General features: G+C 64.6%; 22 protein-coding genes and 1 tRNA gene. 6 read left to right on the plus strand and 17 right to left on the minus strand.

Annotated features, from left to right (window positions below):
• Window positions 1-10: 10 nt before the first annotated feature.
• The 6 genes from ACIQXM_RS02045 (at window position 11) to ACIQXM_RS02070 (ending at window position 4,465) form a co-directional block, all read left to right on the plus strand.
• Window positions 11-295, plus strand: a complete 285-nt coding sequence (locus ACIQXM_RS02045) for a hypothetical protein (RefSeq protein ID WP_400926847.1) — start codon at window positions 11-13, stop codon at window positions 293-295.
• On the plus strand, window positions 292-1,080 hold the full coding sequence (locus ACIQXM_RS02050; RefSeq protein ID WP_400926850.1) for a hypothetical protein: 789 nt from the start codon (window positions 292-294) through the stop codon (window positions 1,078-1,080). The genes ACIQXM_RS02045 and ACIQXM_RS02050 overlap by 4 nt, the downstream gene beginning before the upstream one ends.
• Window positions 1,081-1,088: 8 nt before the next feature.
• A complete protein-coding gene (locus ACIQXM_RS02055; RefSeq protein ID WP_400926853.1) occupies window positions 1,089-1,736 on the plus strand; it encodes a hypothetical protein in 648 nt (215 codons plus the stop codon).
• 9 nt (window positions 1,737-1,745) lie between these two features.
• Window positions 1,746-2,156, plus strand: coding sequence for a hypothetical protein (locus ACIQXM_RS02060; protein ID WP_400926856.1), 411 nt, complete (start codon window positions 1,746-1,748; stop codon window positions 2,154-2,156).
• Window positions 2,153-2,485, plus strand: coding sequence for a hypothetical protein (locus tag ACIQXM_RS02065; RefSeq protein ID WP_400926859.1), 333 nt, complete (start codon window positions 2,153-2,155; stop codon window positions 2,483-2,485). The genes ACIQXM_RS02060 and ACIQXM_RS02065 overlap by 4 nt, the downstream gene beginning before the upstream one ends.
• 75 nt (window positions 2,486-2,560) lie before the next feature.
• Window positions 2,561-4,465, plus strand: coding sequence for a polysaccharide deacetylase family protein (locus tag ACIQXM_RS02070; RefSeq protein WP_400926862.1), 1,905 nt, complete (start codon window positions 2,561-2,563; stop codon window positions 4,463-4,465).
• 1,833 nt (window positions 4,466-6,298) lie between these two features.
• Here the strand turns inward: ACIQXM_RS02070 and ACIQXM_RS02075 are convergent.
• The 17 genes from ACIQXM_RS02075 to ACIQXM_RS02155 form a co-directional block, all read right to left on the minus strand.
• Window positions 6,299-6,371, minus strand: a tRNA-Leu gene (locus tag ACIQXM_RS02075).
• 117 nt (window positions 6,372-6,488) lie between these two features.
• Complete coding sequence (locus tag ACIQXM_RS02080; RefSeq protein WP_400926865.1) at window positions 6,489-7,877, minus strand: NAD(P)/FAD-dependent oxidoreductase; 1,389 nt, start codon at window positions 7,875-7,877, stop codon at window positions 6,489-6,491.
• A gap of 31 nt (window positions 7,878-7,908) precedes the next feature.
• Window positions 7,909-9,351 (minus strand): S8 family serine peptidase, encoded by a 1,443-nt coding sequence (locus ACIQXM_RS02085; RefSeq protein WP_400926868.1) that lies wholly within the window; start codon window positions 9,349-9,351, stop codon window positions 7,909-7,911.
• A complete protein-coding gene (locus ACIQXM_RS02090; protein WP_400927723.1) occupies window positions 9,348-10,343 on the minus strand; it encodes an exopolyphosphatase in 996 nt (331 codons plus the stop codon). Before ACIQXM_RS02090 ends, ACIQXM_RS02085 begins: the two co-directional genes overlap by 4 nt.
• Window positions 10,344-10,363: 20 nt before the next feature.
• Window positions 10,364-11,035: a DUF501 domain-containing protein gene (locus ACIQXM_RS02095; RefSeq protein ID WP_400926871.1), complete on the minus strand. Its 672-nt coding sequence runs from the start codon at window positions 11,033-11,035 to the stop codon at window positions 10,364-10,366.
• A gap of 125 nt (window positions 11,036-11,160) precedes the next feature.
• Window positions 11,161-12,018 (minus strand): septum formation initiator family protein, encoded by an 858-nt coding sequence (locus ACIQXM_RS02100; RefSeq protein WP_400926874.1) that lies wholly within the window; start codon window positions 12,016-12,018, stop codon window positions 11,161-11,163.
• 140 nt (window positions 12,019-12,158) lie between these two features.
• The gene (eno, locus tag ACIQXM_RS02105; protein ID WP_400926877.1) at window positions 12,159-13,442 is read right to left on the minus strand and encodes a phosphopyruvate hydratase; all 1,284 of its coding nucleotides are present in this window, start codon (window positions 13,440-13,442) and stop codon (window positions 12,159-12,161) included.
• Window positions 13,443-13,601: 159 nt separating this feature from the next.
• A complete protein-coding gene (locus tag ACIQXM_RS02110; RefSeq protein ID WP_400926880.1) occupies window positions 13,602-14,294 on the minus strand; it encodes a MazG nucleotide pyrophosphohydrolase domain-containing protein in 693 nt (230 codons plus the stop codon).
• A complete protein-coding gene (locus ACIQXM_RS02115; RefSeq protein WP_400926883.1) occupies window positions 14,287-15,456 on the minus strand; it encodes an adenosine deaminase in 1,170 nt (389 codons plus the stop codon). Before ACIQXM_RS02115 ends, ACIQXM_RS02110 begins: the two co-directional genes overlap by 8 nt.
• Before the next feature lie 61 nt (window positions 15,457-15,517).
• Window positions 15,518-16,240, minus strand: coding sequence for a DedA family protein (locus tag ACIQXM_RS02120; RefSeq protein ID WP_400927726.1), 723 nt, complete (start codon window positions 16,238-16,240; stop codon window positions 15,518-15,520).
• Between the two features lie 125 nt (window positions 16,241-16,365).
• Complete coding sequence (locus ACIQXM_RS02125) at window positions 16,366-17,655, minus strand: thymidine phosphorylase (protein WP_400926886.1); 1,290 nt, start codon at window positions 17,653-17,655, stop codon at window positions 16,366-16,368.
• Window positions 17,652-18,077, minus strand: coding sequence for a cytidine deaminase (locus tag ACIQXM_RS02130; protein ID WP_400926889.1), 426 nt, complete (start codon window positions 18,075-18,077; stop codon window positions 17,652-17,654). Before ACIQXM_RS02130 ends, ACIQXM_RS02125 begins: the two co-directional genes overlap by 4 nt.
• A 49-nt stretch (window positions 18,078-18,126) precedes the next feature.
• Complete coding sequence (locus ACIQXM_RS02135) at window positions 18,127-19,410, minus strand: ABC transporter permease (RefSeq protein ID WP_400926892.1); 1,284 nt, start codon at window positions 19,408-19,410, stop codon at window positions 18,127-18,129.
• Window positions 19,407-20,768: an ABC transporter permease gene (locus ACIQXM_RS02140; protein ID WP_400926895.1), complete on the minus strand. Its 1,362-nt coding sequence runs from the start codon at window positions 20,766-20,768 to the stop codon at window positions 19,407-19,409. The genes ACIQXM_RS02135 and ACIQXM_RS02140 overlap by 4 nt, the downstream gene beginning before the upstream one ends.
• On the minus strand, window positions 20,765-22,309 hold the full coding sequence (locus tag ACIQXM_RS02145) for an ABC transporter ATP-binding protein (protein WP_400926897.1): 1,545 nt from the start codon (window positions 22,307-22,309) through the stop codon (window positions 20,765-20,767). Before ACIQXM_RS02145 ends, ACIQXM_RS02140 begins: the two co-directional genes overlap by 4 nt.
• A gap of 167 nt (window positions 22,310-22,476) precedes the next feature.
• Complete coding sequence (locus ACIQXM_RS02150) at window positions 22,477-23,559, minus strand: BMP family protein (RefSeq protein WP_400926900.1); 1,083 nt, start codon at window positions 23,557-23,559, stop codon at window positions 22,477-22,479.
• A gap of 296 nt (window positions 23,560-23,855) precedes the next feature.
• A complete protein-coding gene (locus tag ACIQXM_RS02155; protein WP_400927729.1) occupies window positions 23,856-25,022 on the minus strand; it encodes an amidohydrolase in 1,167 nt (388 codons plus the stop codon).
• Window positions 25,023-25,046 lie beyond the last annotated feature (24 nt).

A 25,046-nucleotide genomic window follows, 5' to 3' on the forward strand; every position in this document is an offset into this window, starting at 1 on the left:
GACCAAACGTGTGGACCCCACATTTCTTACCGCCCTCACCGGGCTCTTCGTCGCCGCCGGCACTGGCATCGGCTTCCTCATCAAGCGGGCCGACACCCGACGCCAAGCGAACGAGGCCCTCTTGATCGCGCACCTCCAGAAAGAGCTGGCAAAGAAGGACAAGGAAATCGGGCGCCTGAAGGATGCGGTTGATATCCGCACCCAAGACGGCACTTCCTGGCGTGAGCAGCTGCTTGAGCATGACATCAAACCGAAGCCAGAGCACTGGACCCCACTCCCGAAGGAGGAAAGATGAGCGATCCGAATCTACCCGCTGAGGATGTACAGCCAGCGACTCTCGACGAAATGGTCGAGAAAGCCGACCGCTCCCGCAGATGGGACAAGCGAGTGAAGTGGGGTCTGTTCTGGGTTCTGATGATCGGCGGGCTGATCGGATTCTTCATGCTTGGGCAAGCATTCGCAGACCGCGACACCGCGCAGGCGGAAGCGGCAAGTGAGCAGCAGCAGAAGAAGGACATCGCAGTGGAGGCGCAAGCCGCCCTGTGCCTGTCGGGGGAGGTAGCTGTCTACGACGCTGACCTGTGCGAGCAATTGGAGAAGGTCGCCTCCGAGCCGTCCCGGATGGAACAGGGACCGCAGGGCGTTCAGGGCATACAGGGTACTCAGGGGCCGCGTGGGCTCAACGGCGCTGACGGCAAGGACGGTCAGCCCGGTTCTACTGGCCCCCTCGGTCCAGTAGGACCGGCGGGAGCGGACGGGACTGATGGGATCAACGGCACGTCAGGCTTTGACGGATTGCAGGGGGCGGCTGGTGCAGCCGGGCTGAAGGGTGACGCCGGCCCACCCGGTTCCGCCGGTCCGCCCGGCGCAGCAGGGCCACCCGGAGCCAACGGAAGCGACGGTGCACCAGGAGCCCCCGGAGCGAACGGCCGCGGCATCGCCTCCGTGACATGCGAAGGCGTCGGAGACACCTCTTACTGGCTAGTCACCTACGACGACGGCACAACCCAGACCAGCGGCGGACCCTGCCGCATCGAAGCTGCCGCCGCCCCGGTGCCAGCTCCAACAGAGAGCCCTTAGGAGGGCACATGGCTACAGGCTATTACCTGCAGGACAATCCCAATCCGAACGCCGGTCAGTATGGGTGGCCCCGTAACCGCGTCTCTGGCGTGGTCGGCATCCACACGGCGGAGAACAACACTTGCTTCAACGGTCCCGACCCGGGCGACGCGGACGTGGCACGGTTCATTGCCGGGCGCTCCGACTTCGGGAGCTACCACGTACTGGTGGACGCGGACAGCGTCACACCGCTGGTGCACCCGTCATGGGCGGCATGGGCTGACACCACGAACAACGCCCACGCGATGAGCGTGAGTGCCGCTGTGGCCGCAAATGACTGGCTGGCAATGGAGGAGACGCGCCGCCGTCAGGTGGTTATCAACATGGCCGCTGCTGCCGCTGAACTCGTTCAGACAGCGGTGCGTGACGGCCTGCTGGACAGCCCCACGCCCGCCCGCAGGATCACACCCGCCGAGGCCATCGCTGGATCCCGTGCTGGCTTCTACGGCCACGGCGAGACGAACCCCAGCACCCGGTACGACCCGGGCAAGGACTTCGATTGGAACCTGTTCCTGACGACTTACGCCGGCTATATCGGCGGAGGCATTGCAACCGTAGGCGACATCACCCCCGAACGCCCCCTTCTCATCCCCGGCGTTGCCGGACTCTACCTCTAGGAGATCAACATGGCTGACAATCAGACTCGCTTCAATCAGGGCATGGACCGCATCATGGGCGGCATCGGCGGCAAGCCCGCACGGCAGGACCAGCGCATCGCGGACGACAAGGACATCGCGGACCTGCCCCGCAGCATTATGAACTACGAGGTGCCTTGGTATGGCTTCGACGGCAAGGCGCCGACCTCGGGCCGCAAGACCGTCAACCTCGCCGCCTTCCTCGGCTGGATTGACTCCGGGCTGAACAATCTGTCCCGCGGCCTTGGCGAGATCAAGGGCAGCGTCGATGCGCTGACGCTGGCTGTGCTGGAGCTCACCCGAAAGCAGACGGGCATCGACCAGGACGCCCTCAACAAGGCGATGAAGGAAGCCACCGCGGCAGCCCTCGGCACCTACGAGCTCAAGAAGGTGGACGAATGATCGAGTTCGACGTTCCACTCATCCCCGTCCTGCAGCTGATCCTCGGTGTGGGCCTGCCCGTCCTGGTGGGGCTGGTGACGACCCGGGCAACGAGTTCCGGCGCGAAAGCAGTCTTGCTGGCCGCTCTGTCTGTGGCGACTTCGCTGCTCACGGAACTGGTCGGCGCGCTGCAGGCCGGCACCATCTACAACCTTGGCCTCGCGCTGGTCCTCGGACTCGGCACTTTCATCGTCGCCGTCGCCACCCATTACGGGCTCTTGAGGCCCACCGGTATCAGCGACAAGGCTGCCGACGTCGTGCACACGACTGGCGGCAAGCACCGCCTCTGATCGACCCCTGCACCACCCGATTCCCATGGCCCCCTCGGGGCCTTTTTTATGCCCGAGGGGGCTAAGGAGCAGCACATGGCCACATCAAGACTGTCCACTCGCCGGGTCGAGTGGCGAGTCCAAATCGGTACGTCGAACAAGCCGGCACAGGGCCTGGTCATCTTCGAGGCTTCCGTGTCCTATATTCCGGATCCGCTGGCGGCCGGCGGGCCCCGGACGGCAATCCCGGAGCCGGTCGCCGCCGTACTGGATGCCGGCGGCTACGCCAGCACCCCTGATCCCACCAACCCGGCCAAAGCCGGAGCACGCGGCGTTGAACTGTTCACTACAGACACCCTGGGAGAAGACGGCGGAGACTGGACATGGACCGCACGGCCACAGCTCCGATCCGTAAACGGCATCCAGATGGCTGACTCCGTTCCCGCTTTCAGCTTCGCTGTGCCGACCGGGACAGACACTCTCGACCTCGCCAAGGTACAGAAGGTGCCTGCATCACCTGGAATCGGAGAAGCTCAAGCAGTCGCGCTGCTGTCCCAGTACAAAAGCGACGTCGACAGCGTCGTGGCGAGGGCCAACGCCGGCAGCTTCAAGGGAGAACCAGGTCTGCCAGGCGTCAACGCCGTCCCTGCTGATGAAGCTGTAGCCCAATACGCCTCACGGGAGGACGCGAAAACCAACGCTGCGATCAAGGCTGTGGCCCAACCCGTCGCGGAGGAAGTGTCAAGGCGCCCTGCGGGGCTTCGTCCTCCCCAGCCGTTGGCTGTATTCAGCTTCGATGATGGGGTGGCAGCCGATAGGGATTTCGTCCGTCCATTGCTCAACAACCGCGGGGTGAAAGGAACCTTTGGTGTAACGACAAACAACGTCGGCAACAGCGGGCGACTCTCATGGCCCGATATCAAAACACTGATGGATGAGGGCCATGAAATCGCCAGCCACGCGAAGACCCACAAAAACCTGAACACCTCCGACGCGTCGCTCATCACCGCAGAAATTGACGAAGCGCACGCCGCATTTCTCGCTCAGGGCATCGTGCCGCAAGGCTTTGTATGGCCATTTGCGGCTTCCTCACCTGCCAGCCGGGCAAAAGCCCGTCGGCTGTACAAGTACGCTCTCGGCGGCAACGCGGGAACGAAACAACCCATCCACACCTACGCGATCAAGCGTGTCGAGATCACCCCCACCTCAACTCTCGCAAACCATAAGGCTCAGATTGATGCGGCGATAACAGACCGAGAACTATTGGTATTCCTCGTGCACGCCGCGGATTGGAACGGCACCGGGTTTGACAAGATCGGTCAGGTCATCGACTACGCCCGTACGGTGCAATTACCCATTGTCACCGCAAGCGAGGCGGTGGACCTTGTTGGCAACATCGTAGACACTGGCGACCTGCCGGGAGGCAAAGACTGGACTGTAGTCACCGGCAGCGGGGTACTCAACGCTTCCAGCACAGGTCCGGTGGGTATCGGGCCAGCGGGCGTGAGCGTCACTGCCCGCCCTGATTCCTTCCCTGACCAGCAGGAAACCCCTCAGACATTCAGTGCGGTTGGCAATGATGGATGGCCCGGCGGCTCCTCAGGAACGGTCTACACCCAGCGATTTGGGAACCACATCGCATACACTCGGCAAGTTGTGTATACCGGGGCTGGGTCCGTCTATTACCGCACGGCAGTAGACGTAGCAACGTGGTCGGCTTTCACCCGCCTGGATAACGGCAACATCACTACAGTCAACACACCCAACGGCAACGCGCCCGTAACCGCCTTCGATATTGGCACAACCATTACCCGACTAACCAACCCCGGCTCCACCGGACCAAATGGACAGGCAGGAACCCTAACCACGAACCGGCCGCATCTTACCCAACATGGGTATGCCTACCAGGAGTTTAATGTCTTCGGGTCCAATACATTCCTGAGGCGCGGGTGTGCCAGTGACGGGTCATGGCTGCCTTGGGTGACGCTTACAGCCAGCTAATTCTGAGAGCATGTACTACTTGATGAGAACCACCATTCGTCTTCTGCCTCTTTGGTTACTGGTGGCATGTGCTGCTGAGAAATATGCTCCCCAGCAAAACGCCCAGCAGTATGTGCTGCAAATACGCCGATAATGGCAACTGCCCAGGAATATGTATCTCCCTAAGCTGGGTCCAGCAAGATTGAGTCTAGAGGCTTTAGCGGCATTTACCTGCAGCCCCTCATGCAAATAGTGCCCCGCCCTGCGACGGTCGGGGCACTATTGTCGTTTCTACGAGTGAGGCTCGCTAGGCTCATCATGCGAATACAAGGCGGGCAGCACATCGCGCTGAAACCACTCCGGCAACTCTTGAGCATTTGAAATCGCCCACTCCGAAACGGCAGCGACGTCACTAACCGCATCAATAGCCCCGCTTCTCACTGAACTATAGAGTGCCAGGAAGGTGCATATCCCAGCTAGGACCCTCCAAGTTTTCTTCCTATCAGGCTTACCCTCGACTGGGCGGGTGGCATCTGTGTACTCCTTCATGGCGTCCGCCACACTTGCCGCTACAGCGCTGGGCAGCGACGTGAGCGCCCGCATGATCTCGGGCTCGATGATTAGCGCGGCTTGCACGGCCGCACTGTCGCTGACGCTATCGTCCCCGAGTAGCTGAACAACTACCCCTAAGCGAGTCGCAACAGTCAGAAGGGCATTTACTGACCACCGCGGCGCACTAATTACATCAACCGCACTGCCTCGAAGGTTGAATGTCCCATCCATGGTCCGCATCAGATGCGTACAGCCAGAGATTGGGCAAGACTCAAGATTGTTGGAAAGTGTCGTATTCATAGAATTGGTGACACTAAATCCACGTGACTGCTGGGCGCCATGCACTGGGCAAACTGAAGCTATTACCATCCCGGCAGTCTAAACTACGTGGGCTCATATGGATTCAGACGCCATGAGCTAAGCGTCGAGAGACGCGATGAAGGCGGACAAGTTAACGGCGAACCCTCAAGTGGTCGTAATGCTGCGCGCAGGGAGCACTATGCATCTTCCAGTTGGAAACCATCACCGAGCAAAAGTATGAAGAGTTTATCCGGGAGGCCAGTAGGGTCTTGGCGGATGCCCAAGACACGGGCAAAGTTCACAAAATCCCAGACGATTAGACGAAGCGCCCCACCATAACCGGTGGGGCGTCCTTTGTCGTTCAAGTCAGAGTGGCTTGCCGGAGAACTCGGCGAACACTAGCTTCTCGTCATCAGATGAGAAGCAGTCTGTGCGGATCCGCCCAGGTAAGCGAGTCAGCCCGTCCCGCTCACACTGCAGATCGATGAACTGCTCCAGCGCGGCACTATCGTTCTCGATAGCTTCCGGAACCACGAGCTTGTAGCTACGAGCGGTGCTATTCGCCGGAGTTTCCATACTCAATTTTAACAGCCACGCCTGCATATGGCGTTATGACAGACTCCACCCCGTGAAAGCGCGGCAAGGGTTTCACGGGGCTGGCGGCAGAGCGCCCGCTGGAAGAGTCACACGCGCCCCGTACAGGCATGAACCGTACGTCCGCGGGCGACTGGAGGATGGGGAAGCGTAGATGCTAAGGCAGCTGCCTGGATCCGCACACACGTCCTCCTGCACTGGATAGACGAGGCGGGAAGGCATGGAACGTGTGAGTGCTCGACACCCGGCTCCGGAGAATACCGAGAGTCCGCCTGGCAGGACCCCTACGACACCGACTGGTAATTATTCTCGAGTTACCGGTGTCTTTCCGGTGACTCGTCGAGGTCCGAGGCATGTTTTCGTGGGCATATGAAATGCCCCTCCCCTACTCCTGTAAGGGATGTGCGGTACCCCAGGTCGGACTCGAACCGACAACACGCAGATTTTAAGTCTGTTGCCTCTGCCATTGGGCTACTGGGGCTGAAGCGAAAGCTTCTGCTCAAGCCTACTGGATGCGAACATGCACCCGGAAACAGCAGCGGCGGCCCCTCCCGAAGGAGGAACCGCCGTCGTGCATGTTATTCCGGGGAGGAAGGGCCTACTTGCCGGCCATTTCCTTCTTCTTGGGCGGGGTGGCAGCCGAAACGAACGCCGAACGCGGGTTCTTCAGGTTGCGCAGACCGGTGAGGTCGCGGCCGAAGCTCACGTTCAGCAGCCAGCCGGAGATCACGCGGAACTTGCGCTCGAACATCGGCATGGCCAGGCCGTGGTAGCCGCGGTGTGCCAGCCAGGCCGGGAAGCCCTTCATGCCGAAGCCCATGATGTTGGCAACGCCCTTGTACTGGCCCAGGCCAGCCACAGCGCCGAGGTTCTTGTGGTTGTACTCTTCGATGCTGCCTTCGCCGTAGCGTGCTGCCAGGAGGTTCTTGGCGAGCAGCTTGGCCTGGCGGACGGCGTGCTGTGCGTTGGGAACGCAGAACCCGCCGACTCCGCCGCCGGAGAGATCGGGAACAGCCGAGACGTCGCCGGCTGCCCAGGCGCCGTCGATGGGGCCGTCGTCGCCGGTGATGCGCAGTTCGGCGTTGGCACGGACGCGGCCGCGCTCGTCAACCGGGAAGTCGGTGGCGCGGACCATCGGGTTGGCCTGCACGCCCGCAGTCCAGATGAGGGTGTCTGCGCCGAATTCGCCGGCCGGGGACTTGTCCGCCATGTTGATCAGCTTCAGGACGCCGTCCTCGGCCGAAGCCAGGGACGTGTTCAGCAGGACCTCGATGCCGCGGGCACGCATGCTGGAGACAACCCATTCGGCCTGCTCCGGCTTGACCTCGGGCATAACGCGGCCCATGGCTTCGATCATGACAAAGCGGAGGTCTTCACGCTTCAGGCGGCTGTTCTCGCGGACGGCGTCGCGCGCCATGTCCTCGATTTCAGTCAGGGTTTCGATGCCGGCAAAGCCGCCGCCGACGACGACGAACGTCAGGGCGCGCTCGCGCTCCGGACCTGCGGGCATCAGGGATGCGGTTTCGATGCGCTCGAGCACGTGGTTGCGGGTGGCCACGGCTTCTTCGATGGTCTTCATGCCGATGCCGGCCTCGGCGAGGCCCGGAATCGGGAAGGTGCGGGTGATGGAACCTGCAGCCAGGACAACGTCCTGGTACGGCAGTTCAAACGGCTCGCTGCCGTCAGCCGGTTCAACAACGGCCGTGCGGGCTGCGTGGTTGATGGAGGTCACCTTGCCGGTGATCAGTTCCGTGTCCTTGAGGTGCATGCGGTGGGAAACCACGGCGTCGCGGGCCTCGATGGTGCCTGCGGCCACCTCGGGAAGGAAGGGCTGGTACGTCATGTAAGGCAGCGGGTCCACAACAGTGACGATGCCACCCTCAGCCTTGACCTTATTCTGGAGGTTCTTGGCTACGTAGAGTCCTACGTAGCCACCGCCTACCACCAGGACGCGCGGACGGTCTGAAAACTGTGTTGTAGATGCCATGCCTACATGGTACCTGAGTTTGTGAAAAGCTTCACGAGAGATTCTGTTGCTCCGGGGGCAGTATTTTTGGCTCGTCAAAGGCCGGATTCTCCTGCTCCCGGCGGCGTGCCCGGGCAATGGCGGCCGCCCCGGCGGCTGTGACCAATATCAGCAGCGCACCGAACCCGATCACAATGGTTCCGGGCAGCAGATCAGTCTCGGTTCCGGGGGCCAGTGCTGCCGGTACCGTCGGTTCCGGCAGGTTCGGCGCCACAGGTTGCGCAGCGTCCGGAACCTCGCCTGCCGGAGCCGGGGCGGTGTCGCGGCGGTGGATGCGGATCCAGTCCGCAATGCTGCCCAGCGGATTCGCGGCCACGGAGGGAACATCGGCGGTCAGAGCTGCACCGGCGTCCAGCAGCCCGTATCCGTAGAGGGTGTCCTGGCCCGGGGCGCCGGCTTCGCGGGCAGTGGCGGTGATCCGGTTGATGACATCCGCGGCGCTGAGGTCCGGATACGCAGATCGGATGAGCGCAGCGGTGCCTGCCACCAGCGGCGCAGCCCCGGAGGTTCCGCTCCAGTCCGCGTACCGGGCCGGGCCGCCGGGCAGTCCGCCCACGAGGTCCTCCGCCGGTGCGGCCACGCCAATGCTGATCCCCTCCGAGGAGGAATTCCGGCTGGCTGCACCCATCCGGTCCAGTCCGGCGACCGTGAGGACGCCGGGAATAGTGGCAGGAGCGCCCACCTGGACCATGCCCACGCCGCGGTTTCCGGCGGCAGCCACCACCACCACGTCCTGTTCCTCTGCGTATAGGAAGGCCTCATCCCAGCTTTGCGGCCAGGACGGAGAGGTGCTGCCCAGGGACATGTTGATGACTTGGGCGCCGTTGTCCACGGCCCACCGAATGGCCACCGGGATCTGGTCTTCAATCGGAATTCCGGCCGGATTGTCCGGGCCGATCCAGGCGGAGACCGCCAGCAGTTCGGCCTTGGGCGCCACTCCGATGATGCCGTCGGACCGAGGCTTCTCCGCGGCGGGTGACGGCGCCGGATCTTTCGGAGCGTTGTCCGTGGCCTTGCCGGTCCCGGCGGGTGTTTTGCCGGTTTCGGCGGGCGACGGCGGGGCGGCCGGGGCGTGTCCGCGCCCTGCGAGCAGGGTGGCCACGAGCGTCCCGTGCGAGGGGTTGCTTCCGAGTCCCCTGCCTCCGGCGGCATCGCCGACGCCGGAAACATCTGTTCCGCCGGTGACCGCACCTGCGAGGTCGGGATGGGTTGGATCGATTCCGGTGTCGATGACCGCCACCTTCACGCCCTCGCCCTGACTGACGGCCCAGGCTTCGTCGAAACCATAATCAGCCAGCCAGTACTGCTTGTCCCGCCATTGGTCGGCGGCAGCCGGACTGGCCGAGAGGAAGGCCAGCACCAGGAGCGCCGCTGTGAGGAGCGCTCCCCCGGCCGTCCGGTGTCCCGGCCTTAGAGCCGCCGACGCACGGGTCACCGGGCCGCGCTCAGGGCGATGCCGTCCAATATGTCATGCTCGCTGGTCACCGCAGAAGCAACCTTGCCGTCGGTCAGCTCCGAGATGCGGTCCACGATGGTCTGCCAGATCAGGGCACCGGCGCCAATGACATCCACCCGGCCCGGATGCATGTAGGGCAGTTCTGCCCGTGCAGTCCGGTCCATGTGCAGCAGTTCGCCCGCGGCCTGGTCTATCCGGGCCTCGTCCAGTTCGGTGCCGTGGATCGCCTCGGCGGAGTACTCCGGCAGGCGCAGGGCATGCGCAGTGACCGTGGTGATGGTACCGGCGACGCCCACCAGGCGGTCGGCCTCGGCCAGGGGAACGGTGGACAGGACCTGGGCAATGATGTCCAGGATCTCCCCGCGGGCAACAGCGATTTCCGCGTCCGTGGGCGGATTGGAGGTGAGGTGGCGCTCGGTGAAGCGGACGCAGCCCATGTTGGTGCTCTTGGCCGCCAGAACTCCGTCCGAGGTACCCAGCACAAACTCTGTGCTGCCGCCGCCCAGGTCAACAACCAGGGTCTTGGAGCCGTTGCTGCCGCCCAGGACGCTGGTTGCCCCGGCGAAGGACAGGGCTGCCTCTTCGTCTCCCGTGATGACCTCGGGCTCCACGCCCAGCCGCTCGCGGATTCCGGCCACGAATTCCTCGCGGTTGTCGGCGTCCCGGCTGGCGGAGGTGGCAACAAAGCGAACGCGCTCGGCACCGTGTTCACGGATCAGGGCGGCGTATTCGTCAGCCGCCTCGAAGGTGCGCTCCAGCGCCTCGGGAGCCAGGCGTCCGGTAGCGTCCACGCCCTGTCCGAGTCGGTTCACCCGCATCAGGCGCACGACGTCGGTCAGCCGGGGCACGCCGTCGTCCTGCGTGACGTCCGCGATCAGCAGGCGGATCGAATTGGTCCCGCAGTCAACGGCGGCTACGCGGACAGTGGGGCGGGAGACTTCGTCATCCGCACTGTCTGCGGCCGGCTGGATCGGTGCGCTGGCTGAATTATTCACGGCATCCCCTGCTGTTCGGCGTCGGCGGCCTGGACGGCCTCGCGGCGGGCAGCACGCTTGGCGTCCAGTTCCTCTGTGGAAAGGCCCTGGGTTTTGGTGTGCCGGCTCAGGTCGCGGCTCGGCGCTGCACCCGTGGTGTCCCACGCGCCCTCACAATAGCAGCGCTCACGGGTCCACCACGGCGCAATGCGCTCCAAAGCTTCATCACCCAGCGGGTTCACGCCGGGGCCGGCGGCCAGCGAGTGGCCCACCAGCACATGCAGGCACTTCACGCGGGTGGGCATGCCCCCGGCTGAAACGCCGTCGATCTCGGGAACGGGGCCGACGCCGGTGCGGGCGCCGATTTCGTCGCGCACCTGCAGGTACGCCTCATGGGCGGCCCGGTAGCGGTCCGCCAGCTCGGGATCCTGTTCCAGCCGCTCGGTCATTTCATTCATGACGCCGGCAGCTTCCAGCCGCGAGACAGCAGCGGTGATGACGGGGTGCGCCAGATAGTAGGTGGTGGGGAACGGAATGCCGTTGCTCAGGCGCGGAGCCGTGGTGGCAACCAGCGGATTGCCGCACACGCAGCGGGCGCCGATTTCCACGACGTCGCGTGCCGGCCTGCCGAGCTGACGGCTCAGTGTCTCCAAATCTTCGGAGGTGGGGGTGAGCTGCTCCTGGGTCATGCCGGAGGTTCCTTCCTGGGGGCCTGGACAAGCCCCGGGTGAATAATGTCTGCGCTTCTAAGATTACTGTGCGCAGAAGGGCATCGGAGCCGCAGCCCCGGGATTCCGGTGCTGCGGCTGCCCGGCTATGGTGCGTTGGCGGACCGCTTGACGGAGTCCCACAGCGAGTCCACCCACTTCAGGTCCGTCTCTTCTTCCTGGGCCTCCTGCTCCACGGTTTCCACGCCGTCCTCGCCCTTGACGAGATAGCGCGTCTCACCCGGCATCACCAGGAAAATCCGTTCCCGCGCCTGCTGCTTGATGTAGTTGGGGTCCTCCCAGCGCTGAAGCTGGGACTCCAGGGTGGCGGACTTCTCTTTCTGCTCGGCAATCTCCGTCTGCAGGGCCGTGATGTCCGACCGCTGGTGCAGATAAGTGTTCACTGACGGTGTCAGGAGAACGATCACCACGATCATCACCATGGCCAGGACCAGCAGCCTGCCGGAGAAGGCCTTCGCCGGCACAGGACGCAGATGGTCAGAGGATTCGTCCGCGGAGGAAGCGGAAGCCACCGAGGAACCTTCGGAGAGGATCCGGGAACGCTGCCGCAGCCGGCCTGCTGCAGCAGCTGCCCTGCTCCGCGCCGAAGTGTCCGGAGTGTCAGAAGGGTCGGGGGTGTCAGAGGTTTCAACGCCCGCTGGCTTACCGGCTGATGTCCCGGCGGCCTTGGCCCGGGAGCCTGCCGCCTTGGGTGCTGACGTCTTAGCTGAAGGTGCCGCAGGTGTTTTAGCTGCGGACGTCTTAGCTGCGGGGGCCGCTTCTGCACGGGGTCCCTGGTCTGAGGCGGGGCCCACCGGCTTGGTGGCGCTGATGACATCCGGATCCGCGCCGGCGGCCTTTCGCCGAACGGACCGGGCCGCGCTGCGGCCGGCGGTGTCCCCGCCGGTGCCGGAACCGTCAGGAGCACTGCCTGCCTTGGGAACTTTCGGACGTCGGGTGGGCATGGAACTCCTTGGTGCAACGGAACTGGCTTGGCGCCCGGCAAAGACGGCGGTCTCGGCACGGGCAGTGGAACAAATCGTCAAAGGGCTTAAACACGACTGGCGGGCACCCTCTATAAAGAGGGTACCCACCAGCAGCAGGCTTACTCTGCCGTGAAACGCGGGAACGCGCTGCGTCCGGCGTAGCGTGCGGCGTCGTCGAGCTCTTCTTCGATGCGCAGCAGCTGGTTGTACTTGGCAACGCGCTCGGAGCGGGCGGGGGCACCGGTCTTGATCTGGCCCGCGTTGGTGGCAACGCAGATGTCAGCAATGGTGGTGTCCTCGGTTTCGCCGGAGCGGTGCGAGGTGATGGTGGTGTAACCGGCACGCTGGGCCATGGTGATGGCGTCCAAGGTCTCGGAAAGGGTGCCGATCTGGTTGACCTTGACCAGCAGGGAGTTGGCGGCGTTCATCTTGATGCCGGTCTCCAGGCGGGTGGGGTTGGTGACGAAGAGATCGTCGCCCACCAGCTGCACCTTGTCACCCAGACGGGCGGTCAGGGCTGCCCAGCCGTCCCAGTCATTCTCATCCAGCGGATCCTCAATGGAAACCAGCGGGTAGTCGCGGACCAGTTCCTCGTAGTACGCGGACATTTCTTCAGCGGTGCGGTTCTGGCCTTCGAAGACGTAGGCGCCGTCCTTGAAGAACTCAGAGGAGGCAACGTCCAGAGCCAGGGCGATGTCCGTGCCCGGGGTGTAGCCGGCGCGGGTGATGGCCTCGAGGATCAGGTCCAGTGCTGCACGGTTGGACGGCAGGTTCGGAGCGAAGCCGCCCTCGTCGCCCAGTCCGGTGGACAGGTTCTTTTCCTTCAGGACGGACTTGAGGTTGTGGTAAACCTCAACGCCCCACCGCAGCCCCTCGGAGTAGGTCTGTGCACCCAGGGGAACAATCATGAATTCCTGGATGTCGACGTCGGAATCCGCGTGCGAGCCGCCGTTCAGGATGTTCATCAGCGGCACGGGCAGGATGTGCGCGTTGGGGCCGCCGAGGTAGCGGTACAGCGGCAGGGCTGCGGATTCTGCTGCGGCGCGGGCCACGGCCAGGGAGACGCCGAGCATAGCGTTGGCGCCCAGGCCGGACTTGTTCTCGGTGCCGTCCAGGTCAATCATGGCCTGATCGATGGCGCGCTGATCGGCAGCGTCAAAGCCCAGCAGTGCCGGCTGAATCTGCTCGACAACGGCTTCCACAGCCTGCAGGACACCCTTGCCCTGGTAACGGGTCTTCTCGCCGTCGCGGCGCTCGTTGGCTTCGAAGGCGCCGGTCGAGGCGCCGGAGGGAACCGCGGCGCGGCCAAACGTGTCATCATCCAGCAGAACCTCTACCTCAACGGTCGGGTTACCGCGGGAATCCAGGATTTCGCGGGCGTGAATGGCATCAATGATTGCCATGGGAATGCTCCTGTTCGTTGGAACGCTAGGGGTAACTACAGCCCGGCCTATGAAGCGGGCCACGCTGTCTGCTTCCAGCCTAGTTGAAACCGGCGCCGTAGTAAGGCCCCTTGGCGCCAATCCGGCGTTCTGTCGGGTTGCGGACAGGCCCTGCGTGCCTTAGCGGCCGGCCGTAAACCGGCGTACTGCCTCCCGGAGGGCAGCTTCCGCATCCAGCCCCTGCGCCTGCGCCTGGGCAACGACGTCGAACAGGTGATCTCCCAGCTCATCGGACCCCTGCCAGGTATGCCCGGCGGCGGCTTCCGGTGTGGGTGAAGGCACCTCCAGCCCGGCACGGCGGGCCCGCTCCTGCGTTTTGGCGGCCAGCAGGAGCGCCGGAAGACCGGCAGGGATTCCGTCGAAGGGTGAAGTCCGTTCCGGCTTTTCCCGGCGCTTCACTGCGTCCCAGGCCTGCTCCACTTCGGCGGTATCTGCTGTAACGGTGGCACGCACCGAGCCGTCAGGGGCAAAGACGTGCGGATTGCGGCGAATCATTTTGGCTGTGAGCGATTCCACTACATCGGCTATGCCAAAGTGGCCGGATTCCTCCTGCAGCCGTGCATGCAGCAGGACCTGGAACAGGACATCGCCCAGCTCGCCGGCCAGTTCGCGGGCGTCGTCGGGGCCGGTGTGCCCGGTTTCCACCGCCTCCGCCACTTCATAGGCTTCCTCGATGAGGTACTCCAACAGGGACTGATGCGTCAGTGCCCCGGTCCACGGGCAGCGCTCCCGCAGGATGGCGACCACCTGGGCCAGGCGGGTGAACCGCCGGCCCAGGTCACCGCCGTCGTCGGTGGGGTCCTGGTCAGCCACGGGCCTGGTTGAAGCCGTCCGTCACGTAGGCGGCCAGTGCGTCGCGCTCTTCCAGCGGAAGGAAAGCGGCATCCACTGCGTTCATGGTGAGCTCCAGGATGTCGTCCAGGTCGTAATCGAAGGCGTCCGCCAACAGCTCGAATTCGCCGGTCAGCGTGACGCCGCTCATCAGCCGGTTGTCGGTGTTCACCGTGACCTGGAAACCGGTCTGGTACAGCAGATCGATGGGGTGCGCCTCGATGTCCTCGCCGAAGGACGTAATGGCGCCGGTCTGCAGGTTGGAGGAAGGGCAGATTTCCAAGGGAATTCCCCGGTCCCGGACCCATGCGGCCACCTGGCCGATGGAAACCAGGCCCACCTCGGCGTCCGTCTCCTGCCCCGCGGCGCCGTCGGCGCCCTCTTCAGTTTCGGCGTCGAACTCCACGTCAATATCCTGGGCAATCCGGACGCCGTGGCCCAGCCGCAGTGCCCGCCCGTGCACCAGGGCATCCCTGATGCTCTCCAGTCCGGCTGCTTCGCCGGCGTGGACGGTGACGGGGAACTGGTTTTCAGCCAGGTATGTGAAGGCGTCGGCAAAGCGGGAGGCCGGGAAGCCGTCCTCGGCGCCGGCTATGTCAAAGCCAACGGCTCCGTTGTAGCGGTGCCGGACAGCCAGTTCGGCGAGTTCCATCGCACGGTCGGCATGCCGCATGGCGCTGATGAGCTGGCCCACCTGGATGAGGCGCCCGCCTTCTTCAACGGCGTCCACACCGGCCTCCAGGCCTTCCTGCACTGCTTCCACCGCTTCGTCCAGGCTCAGGCCGCCGCTCAGGTGCTGCTCGGGAGCCCACCGGATCTCGGCGTACACCACGCCGTCATCGGCCAGGTCCTCAACGAACTCGCGTGCCACCCGGATAAGGCCTTCGCGGGTCTGCATGACGGCAATCGTGTGGTCAAAGGTTTCCAAGTAGCGCTCCAGCGACCCGGAGTCGGCCGACTCGCGGAACCACTGCCCCAGTGCCACAGGATCCGTGGCGGGAAGCTCGTGTCCCGCAGCTGCGGCAAGTTCAATGATGGTTTCCGGGCGCAGGCCGCCGTCGAGATGGTCATGCAGCGACACCTTCGGCAGGCTGCGGATATCGAGAGTCGGGTCAGAGGCAGGAAGCAGTATGGGCTCAGTCACGGTGCCAACTCTACGTGAGCTGCGGCACGCCTTCCGAGTGCGGCGGGTTTCTCCGCCGGGTTCAGGGCGCTTCGGACCTGTCTTCCGCTTGGGGGGCGCCGCTGCGGGAGGTCCGGGCGGGGTGTGCCCTCCGGGCTGCCTGGGCCGCTTCGTGGCGGAGCCGGGCTTCCTCGCGGCTGGTTCCCAGCGGCGTGGGGCCGCGCAGCTTGGTGATGATCCGGTCAATGATCAGGCCCAGGACCATGGCAACCGCAATGGCCACCACCACGCCCAGAAGATGGTTTTCCTTGAACCATCTTCCGGCCAGCGCACCGATGGCAACGCTGTAACCGGCCCAGGCCACGGCTGACACGGCGGTCAGCGAAACAAAGACCCGCCGCGGAAACCCTGTGCCTCCGGCGGTGAGGTTGACCACCACGCGCCCGATGGGAATGAAGCGGGCCACCAGGATGAGCGAGACCGAGCGGTGGTCCAGCTCCTTCCGGGCCCAGACGAATCCGCGCTGCATGCGGGGCCCGCGCATCCACCGAAACCGTTCGATGCCGATCCGCCGCCCCAGCAGGTAGGCGAAGTTGTCACCCAGGAAAGCACCGCATGCGGCAGCGGCCATGATTAGCCAGGGGTTGGGCCCGGCACCGGTGGCAACCAGGGCGGCCAGTCCCACCACCAGGGATTCGCTGGGGACGGGCGGAAAGAAACCGTCAATCAGGCAGAACGCGAACAACGCCAAGTACACCCACCAGGCATCTGCGGAAATCAGGATGAAGTTGTTGATGCTGTCCATTGCGCTGCTCAGCACGTCCAGGCGGGTCTCCTCGGCTCGGTCTCTGGTATCTACAACGATGCCACCATCACATCGGTGCCCGCCAACCGGCGCGCCCGCCCGGGGGCGCGCCGGTCAGTCAGTGTTCAGCTGATGCGGTCGAGAATCAGCTTCTGCACCGGACGTGATCCCTCGGGAGCAATAACGACGGCGTCCGCCAGGGCTTCGCGGGCACGCTCAAACTTCTCCGGGGTATCCGTCAGCAGCGTCATCAGCGGCTGGCCAGCGCGGACCGGGGCGCCGGGCTTGGCGTGCATGCGGACGCCCGCGCCGGCCTGGACCTCGTCCTCTTTGCGGGCCCGGCCCGCGCCGAGCCGCCAGGCAGCCACTCCAACGGACAGTGCGTCGAGCTCCACCAGGACACCGTCTGCGGGTGCGTAAATGGTTTCGGACTCCCGCGCCTGCGGCAGCTTGGCGTCGGGATCGCCGCCCTGTGCGGAAATCATGCGCCGCCAGACGTCCATTGCCCGGCCGTCCTTCAGCGCGGCTTCCGGATCGGCGTCGGGCAGGCCGGCAGCTGCCAGCATTTCCCCGGCCAGCCGGACGGTCAGTTCCACGACATCCGCCGGGCCGCCGCCGGCGAGGACCTCAACGGATTCCTCCACCTCAATGGCGTTGCCGGCCGTGAGGCCCAGCGGAGTGGACATGTTCGTCAGCAGCGCCACGGTGTTGACCCCGGCGTCCTTGCCCAGCGCCACCATGGTTTCAGCCAGTTCGCGTGCGTTGGCTTCATCCTTCATGAAGGCGCCGGACCCCACCTTGACGTCAAGGATCAGGGAGCCGGTACCTTCAGCGATCTTCTTGCTCATGATGGAGGAGGCAATCAGCGGGATGGCTTCAACCGTCCCCGTCACGTCACGCAGTGCGTACAGTTTCTTGTCCGCCGGAGCCAGCCCGGTGCCGGCGGCACAGATGACGGCACCGACGTCGGCCAGCTGGGCCATGATCTCGTCATTGGACAGATTGGCGCGCCAGCCGGGGATGGCCTCCAGCTTGTCCAAGGTGCCGCCGGTGTGCCCCAGGCCGCGGCCGGAAAGCTGCGGAACAGCAACGCCGAAAACGGCGACGAGCGGTGCCAGGGGCAGGGTGATCTTGTCCCCCACGCCTCCGGTGGAGTGCTTGTCGGTGGTCGGCTTGCCCAGGGAGGAGAAGTCCATCCGGATGCCCGAAGCGATCATGGCGGCCGTCCAGCGGGAAATTTCCTGCCGGCTCATGCCGTTGAGCAGGATGGCCATGTTCAGCGCGGCCATCTGCTCGTCCGCGATGGCGCCCCGGGTGTAGGCGTCAATTGTCCAGTCGATCTGTTCCGGAGACAGGGTGCCCCTGTCCCGCTTGATGCCGATGATGTCCACGGCGTCGAATTGTTCGCTTTTCATGCGGGGTCCTGCCCTTCCAAGTGCTGGGGTCCAAAGGCATCGGGCAGGACTTCGTCCATGGTCCGGATGCCGCTGACGGTCATGAGCTGCATGGCTGGTGCCCGGAACTCGTACAGCAGCTGCCGGCACCGGCCGCAGGGCATCAGGATCTCCCCGGCGCCGTCCACGCACACGAATGCCGCCAGGCGCCCGCCGCCGGTCATGTGCAGTGAACTGACCAGGGCACACTCGGCGCAGAGGGTCAGTCCGTAGGAGGCGTTCTCCACGTTGCAGCCGGAGATGATCCGGCCGTCGTCGGTGAGCGCGGCTGCTCCCACGGGGTACTTCGAATAGGGCACGTAGGCGTGGGCCAGAGCGGCCCGTGCGGTGTCCTGCAGGGCATCCCAGTCGATCGGCGCGCCCGCGGTTTCTTCCTTGGTCATAACAGTCCTAGCTAGTGGCGGGCGGCCGGAGCCGCCCGCCGGGTTGAACTTATTCCTTGACGTACGGCACTCCGCTGGCCGCCGGCCCCCGGGACTTCCCGACCACGCCGGCCACCGCAAAGATCGTCACGACGTACGGCAGCATGGCCAGGAACTGGTTGGGCACTGAGGTGCCCAAGAGGCTCAGGACGTACTGGAGGTTGGTGGCGAAGCCAAACAGGAGCGCGGCGAGCAGGGCCCCGAGCGGGTTCCAGCGGCCCAGGATCAGTGCTGCCAGGGCAATGTAGCCCTGGCCGCCCGTCATGTCCCGGTTGAAGGCGGAGACGGAGACCAGGGTGAAGAAGGCACCGCCGATTCCGGCGACCACACCGGCCAGCAGAACGTTGATGAACCGGGTGCGGTTCACATTGACACCAAGCGTGTCGGCAGCCTTGGGGTGCTCTCCCACGGCGCGGGTGCGCAGGCCCCACTTGGAGTGGAACAGGCCGAAGTACACAGCGGCCAGGGCGATGTACATGAGGTAACCGACGATGGACTGGTTAAACAGGATCGGTCCGATGATCGGGATGTCCGCCAGCAGCGGGATTCGGATGGGCGGCAGCGACGGCGGACTGTTCCACTTGGCGGTGTCCGAGGACAGCAGGGTGGAGAACAGGAAGCCGGTCAGGCCGGAGACCAGCACGTTCAGGACCACGCCCACAATGACCTGGTTCACCAGGTATTTGATGCTGAACACGGCCAGGACCAGCGACACAAGGGCGCCGGCCACGGCAGCGGCGAAGAGCCCCACGAAAGCGTTTCCGGAGAGCGATCCCGCGACGGCGGCGGCAAAGGCGCCGAAGAGCAGCTGCCCTTCAATGGCGATGTTCACCACGCCGGAGCGTTCGCAGAGTACGCCGGAGAGCGACCCGAAGATCAGCGGGATGGCCAGGGCAAAGGAGCCCGAGAGCAGCCCGTACAGGGCCACATTGGGGGTTTGGGCACTGCCGACCACCCAGGTCAGGAAGCCGGCGACGAAGGCCACTCCAAAGACGGCCACCAGCCATCCGGGCACCCGGTCCCCGCGGCGGGTCAGCAGGAAAGCCCACACTGCGGCAGCGAGCATCACCAGGGCGGTGAGCCAGCCAACCACGGGCGCAGAGACCACCGCGTCGGGCAGCACCAGGGTCTCCCCGGGGTCGGAGAGACGGAAGGTGACGTCATTGGACGGCGCGCCCAGGGCGAAGACGGCCAGCCCCACAAGGGCCAGGACAATGAGGATGACCGGAGTCTTCCAGCTGCGGACGCCGACGGCGGCCGGCCTTGGTTCCAGAAGCGTTGTTGCGGTACTCATGCTGCGCCTCCGGCAGACTCGGTCTTCGTGGACGTTCTCTTGCCGGACGTCTTGAACGCTCCGGGTGCCGGGATGCGGAACAGCGACCGCACCAGCGGCGGGGCCGCAATGAACAGCACGATCAGTGACTGCACCACCAGGACAATGTCGATGCTGGTGCCCGTGTTGGTCTGCATTGTCACGCCGCCGGCACGGAAAGCGCCGAACAGCACGCCTGCCGCAAAGGTGCCCCAGGGGCTGGAGCGGCCCAGCAGGGCAACCGTGATGGCGTCGAAGCCGAAGCTGGCGGCGACGCCGGAGGTCAGTACCTTTTCGGTACCGGATACCTGGGCCACACCGGCCAGCCCGGACAGGGCGCCGGCGATCAGCATGACCACGATGTAGCCCTTGGTGGTGCTGATGCCTGCGTTGCGGGCAGCCGACGGGTTTGCGCCCACGGCCTTGAGCTCAAAGCCCACAGTGGAACGGTTCATCAGCCACCAGATGAAGATGGTGGCCAGTACGGCCAGGACAAAGCCCCAGTGCAGGCGGAACCCGCTGCCCAGCAGCGGCGGGAACATGGCGTTCGCATCCAGCTGGGGGCTGATCGGGTTCGAGGACCCGGGACGCTGGAAGGCAGGGGTGCTGAGCATGAACAGGACCAGGTTGATGGCCACGTAGTTGAGCATGATGGTCACAATGACCTCGTGGGCACCGGTCTTGGCCTTCAGGGCACCGGCGATGCCGGCCCAGATGGCGCCGCCGAGCATACCTGCGACGATAACCAGCAGCAGGTGCAGGCCGGCGGGCAGGTGGACGGCGAAGCCCACCCAGGCAGCCATGGCAGCACCGATGATGATCTGGCCCTGCGCACCGATGTTGAACAGTCCGGTGCGGAAGGCGACGGCGACGCCGAGCCCGGCCAGGATCAGCGGGGTTGCCACCGTGAGGGTCTGGGTCAGCGGATAGAAGAAGCGCGCCGGGGTTTCAGCCTCGAAGTTCAGGACTGATCCCTGGAACAGTGCCATGTAGGCGCCGGATGCGGCCGACCAGGCTGCGGAGAGCAGGTCTGTGGGCCGGGAGAAGAAGTACGACGCCGAGGCGGCAACTTCCTCATCGGTGGCGGCAATCAGGATGCCGCCCACAATGAGGGCCAGCAGAACGGAGAGGACCGAGACCATGGCGTGGCCGGACAGCACCCGCCGCAGTGCTGACTGCTGGGGGCCTCCGGCCTCGCTGCCGGCTGACTTTGCCGGGATCGTCGGCGGAGCTGCCGCCGTGCCGGGTGCGTCTGCCGCACTCTCGAGCCGGGCGGTTTCGGCAGCGGCTGCGCTGGCCTCCCCCGGCGGGTCCTGCTTGGTGGAATCCTCCGGGCTCACTGGGCCCCTCCCTTGGAATCTGTGTGGTGCGCTGTTGCTTCATCCGCGTGCATGCCGGCCATCATCAGGCCCAGCACGTCGCGGGAGGTGTTGGCCGGAACAATGCCCATCAGCCGTCCGCCGTAGAGCACGGCAATCCGGTCCGCCAGTTCCAGTACCTCGTCCAGTTCCGTGGACACGATCAGCACCGGAGTGCCGACGTCGCGTTCGGAAATGATGCGCCGGTGCAGGAACTCGATGGATCCCACGTCCACGCCACGGGTGGGCTGCGAGGCGATGAAGAGCTCCAGCGGGCGGGACAGCTCGCGGGCCATCACCACCTTTTGCTGGTTTCCGCCGGACAGGGTGCCGGCAGCGGCGTGGGCCGACTGCGTGCGGATGTCGAACTCGGAGATCTTTTCGGCGGCGTTCTCCTGAATCACTGCCGGGCGCATCGACAGGCCGCGCGCAAAGGGGGCTCTGTCGTAGCGGTTCAGGACCAGGTTTTCAGCCACGGAGAAGGTTCCCACCAGGCCGTCAACATTGCGGTCTTCGGGGACAAAGCCCACTCCGGCGTCGATGACCTCGCGGGTCTTGCGTCCCACCAGCTCCTTGCCGTTGAGGCGGATGGACCCGCTCACGTGTTCCTGCAGGCCCATGATGGCCTCGGTCAGTTCGGTCTGTCCGTTGCCCTGGACTCCGGCCAGGGCGAGGATCTCACCGCGGCGGATGCCGAAGCTGACCGAGTCGAGGAAGGCCGGGCCGGCGGCGGAGGCGACCGTGAGGTTTTCGACCACGAACGTCTCATCCCCCGGAGTGGCCGGTTCCTTGTTGAGGTTCAGGCTGACGGAGCGTCCAACCATCAGGGAAGCCAGTTCCGTGGTGGAGGCGCTGGGATCGGCGGAGCCGACCACCTTGCCCCGGCGGATGACCGTGATGACATCCGATACAGCCTTCACTTCCCGCAGCTTGTGCGAGATGAAGACCACCGACTTGCCGTCGTCGGTGAGCTGGCGCATGATGCCGAGCAGCTCGTCCGTTTCCCGCGGCGTCAAAACGGCGGTCGGTTCATCCAGGATCAGGACCCGGGCGTCCCGAATCAGGGCCTTGATGATTTCGACCCGCTGCTGCACGCCCACCGGCAGGTCTTCCACCACTGCGTCGGGATCGACGTCGAACCCGTACTGGTCGGAGATTTCCCGGATGCGCCGGCGCGTCTGGTCCAGGTTCAGCATGCCGCCAAACGTGGTTTTCTCGTCGCCGAGGGCAACGTTTTCCGCGACGGTGAAGACGGGCACCAGCATGAAGTGCTGGTGCACCATTCCAATTCCTGCGGCCATGGCGTCAGAGGGTCCACTGAAGGTGACGGGCCGGTCGTCAACCAGGATTTCACCCTCGCTGGGCTCGTACAGTCCATACAGCACGTTCATGAGCGTGGACTTGCCCGCGCCGTTTTCGCCGAGCAGGCTGTGGACCTGCCCGGGTTCAACCACCAAATCAATGTGGTCATTGGCCACGAACGTGCCAAAACGCTTCGTGATGCCCTTGAGTTCGAGTTTCAAAACCCCAACCAATCTGTTTTTGGGTAAATAAGGGAGAACACTACCGACACAGAACAAACGCCGTTTTCCCGGCAGGCAAGGCTGCCGGGAAAACGGCGGTCATTTGGTGCGTTCGGTGCTTTCAGTGTCCGGCACAATCTCCGGCCACCGGCAAAAGCGCCCGGAAGCTACTTCGGGCTTGAATCGGATTCAACCGTGATCTCTCCGGAAATGATCTTTTCCTTGATGTCCTCGACGGAGGTCTTCACCTCGTCCGGAACGTTGGCTTCCTGGTCGTGGAACGGAGCCAGTGCAACGCCGCCGTTCTCCAGAGTGCCGATGTACGGGGTGTTGTCGAATTTGTCGTCCACGTCGGTGCTGATGACGTCTTCCACGGCTTCACCCATCAGCTTCATGACGGAGGTCAGGATGACTTCATTGCCGGAGGAGAGGGTCTCGTACCCGTCGGAGTCCACCCAGATGACCTTGGCGTCCTTGCCGGAGGCATTGGCGGCCACTACGGCGTCGATGGTGCCGGCGCCAACCGGACCGGCGACGGGCATGATGATGTCCGCACCTTCGTTAAGGAAGTTCTGCGTGGTGGTCTTTCCTGCAGAGACGTCGTCAAAGCTGCCCGTGAAGGAATCCATGCCGAGGACGGCAACATCGGTGCCGTTCTGCTCGTTGTAGTACTTCACGCCCTGGTCGAAGCCGTCCATGAAGATGGTCACCGTGGGAATGTCCAGGCCGCCGTACGTGGCAACCTTTCCGGTCTGGGTGGAGCCGGCTGCGACGTATCCTGCCAGGAACGCGGCCTGGGCCGTGTCATAGATGATCGGCTTGACGTTGTCAGCCTCGATGGACTGGTCGTCAACGATCGCGAAGTTCAGGTCCGGGTTGGCCTCAGCCGTAGCCTTGGTCGCGTCCGCCAGCAGGTAGCCAACCGTGATGGTCAGGTCGCAGTTGGCCTGGACCATGCTGTCCAGGTTCGGCGTAAAGTCCGTTTCGGACTGCGACTCGGCTTCCTTGGTTTCGATCTTGAGGTCGTCCTTGGCCTTCATCAGACCGTTGTACGTGGATTCGTTGAACGAGTTGTCATCGAATCCGCCGGAGTCGGAAACCATGCAGCCCAGGAAGTCGGTGGCTCCCTCAGCGGAGCTTCCTTCTTCATCGGGGGCCGCGCCGCAGCCGGAGAGCAGGAGTGCCGACACGCCGAGCATGGCGGCGGAAACGCCGGCATTGCGCTTGAAGCTGCGCGGGAAGTTCTTCAATGTTCCTCCAGAAAAGAAATGGGGTGCCACGCGCAGAAATACTCTGTTCCTGCCGCTCAGTGAGGGCTGGCGGTACCTGCCGCTCAGTGAGGGCCGGCCGTCGCGTGGTGCGGCGCTCCGCACATCGTCGGATCGCAGCACCCCTAATCCTATGGCCTGGAACACAGTGCCTAAGCCACATGGCGTGCTGGAGGGCACATTGTTTACATGTTGTTATTTTTTGCAAGCAAAAGACGCAGAACGTCTGCGTATGACCTCAGAAGAGTTACCCGGCCGCACAGCAGCAGGCGGCGGAGCTAGTGCCGCAGCCCCCGGGCTGCACGCACAGCCGCTGCTGCCATCACGCTGACTCCGGTGCTGACCGCTAGTTCATCGGGGTTGTAGTCCCCGCGGTGCAGGTCGTAGGTTTCGCCGCCGGGCGTCCGGGTTCCCAGCCGCATCAGGGCTCCGGGGACTTCCTGGGTCATCCAGGCGAAGTCCTCTCCGCCCATGGACTGGGGGGCCAGCACAATGGAGTCATCGCCCAGCTCCGCCCGGGCCGCCGCCTCGATCAGGCTGGTTTCGGCGTCGGCGTTGATCACCGGGGGCACTCCCCTGATGTGTTCCAAAGTGACATCCACACCGAACGGTGCCGCGGTCTGCCGTACGACGTCGTCAAGGAGAACGCCTGCAGCATGCCAGGCCTCTGCGTCGAGGCAGCGCATGGTGCCGGACATGAAACCGTGTGCGGGAATGGCGTTGGGCGCGGATCCGGCATGCATCTGCCCCCAGACAACTGACACACCGCTGCGCACGTCGATGCGGCGGGAAAGAACTGCGGGAACGCTGACGGCAATTTCCGCCAGGGCAAACACGAGGTCCTCGGTGAGGTGCGGCCGGGAGGTGTGCCCGCCGCGTCCGGCCAGTTCAATGCGAATGGTGTCGGAGGCGGAGGTGATGGCCCCGATGCGGGTGCCAACCTGCCCGACGTCGATCCTCGGGTCACAGTGCAGCGCCAGGATCCGCGGCACTCCTTCGAGGACGCCCTGGGCGATGACGCCCAGCGCCCCGCCGGGCATTACCTCTTCAGCGGGCTGGAAGATGACCCGGACCCGCCCTCCGAGTGCGCCGGCGGCGTCCAGCTTCGCCAGGATCCGCGCCACGCCCACCATCACGGTGGTGTGGATGTCGTGGCCGCAGGCATGGGTGATGCCGGTATTGACTGAGGCGTAGGGCAGGCCGGTCTCTTCGAGCACCGGCAGGGCATCGATGTCCGCACGCAGGCCGATGCGCAGCGGACCCTCGCCGATATCCACGTAGGCGCCGGTGCCCTCGAGCCGGATGGGCTTCAGGCCTGCATCCTGGAGCGCGTCCACAATCCTGTCGGTGGTGCGGAGTTCCTTCGTCGACAGCTCCGGGTGCTGGTGCAGGTCCCGGCGGAACGAGATCAGCTCGCCCAGGATGGGAGCAACGCTGCCCCGCATGGAAGGGACCGGTGAACTGTTCAG

Origin of the sequence: Arthrobacter sp. NPDC097144, assembly GCF_044762205.1 — a bacterium.
Taxonomy (GTDB): domain Bacteria; phylum Actinomycetota; class Actinomycetes; order Actinomycetales; family Micrococcaceae; genus Arthrobacter_B.

Bases quoted from the DNA above. Each gene is read 5' to 3' on its own strand.
- ACIQXM_RS02130 (WP_400926889.1), bottom strand. From the start codon at position 18,077: ATGACCAAGGAAGAAACCGCGGGCGCGCCGATCGACTGGGATGCCCTG.
- ACIQXM_RS02155 (WP_400927729.1), bottom strand. From the start codon at position 25,022: ATGCGGGGCAGCGTTGCTCCCATCCTGGGCGAGCTGATCTCGTTCCGC.
- eno (WP_400926877.1), bottom strand. From the start codon at position 13,442: ATGGCAATCATTGATGCCATTCACGCCCGCGAAATCCTGGATTCCCGC.
- ACIQXM_RS02060 (WP_400926856.1), top strand. From the start codon at position 1,746: ATGGCTGACAATCAGACTCGCTTCAATCAGGGCATGGACCGCATCATG.
- ACIQXM_RS02095 (WP_400926871.1), bottom strand. From the start codon at position 11,035: ATGACCCAGGAGCAGCTCACCCCCACCTCCGAAGATTTGGAGACACTG.
- ACIQXM_RS02135 (WP_400926892.1), bottom strand. From the start codon at position 19,410: ATGAGTACCGCAACAACGCTTCTGGAACCAAGGCCGGCCGCCGTCGGC.
- ACIQXM_RS02050 (WP_400926850.1), top strand. From the start codon at position 292: ATGAGCGATCCGAATCTACCCGCTGAGGATGTACAGCCAGCGACTCTC.
- ACIQXM_RS02120 (WP_400927726.1), bottom strand. From the start codon at position 16,240: ATGGACAGCATCAACAACTTCATCCTGATTTCCGCAGATGCCTGGTGG.
- ACIQXM_RS02065 (WP_400926859.1), top strand. From the start codon at position 2,153: ATGATCGAGTTCGACGTTCCACTCATCCCCGTCCTGCAGCTGATCCTC.
- ACIQXM_RS02100 (WP_400926874.1), bottom strand. From the start codon at position 12,018: ATGCCCACCCGACGTCCGAAAGTTCCCAAGGCAGGCAGTGCTCCTGAC.
- ACIQXM_RS02055 (WP_400926853.1), top strand. From the start codon at position 1,089: ATGGCTACAGGCTATTACCTGCAGGACAATCCCAATCCGAACGCCGGT.
- ACIQXM_RS02080 (WP_400926865.1), bottom strand. From the start codon at position 7,877: ATGGCATCTACAACACAGTTTTCAGACCGTCCGCGCGTCCTGGTGGTA.
- ACIQXM_RS02125 (WP_400926886.1), bottom strand. From the start codon at position 17,655: ATGAAAAGCGAACAATTCGACGCCGTGGACATCATCGGCATCAAGCGG.
- ACIQXM_RS02070 (WP_400926862.1), top strand. From the start codon at position 2,561: ATGGCCACATCAAGACTGTCCACTCGCCGGGTCGAGTGGCGAGTCCAA.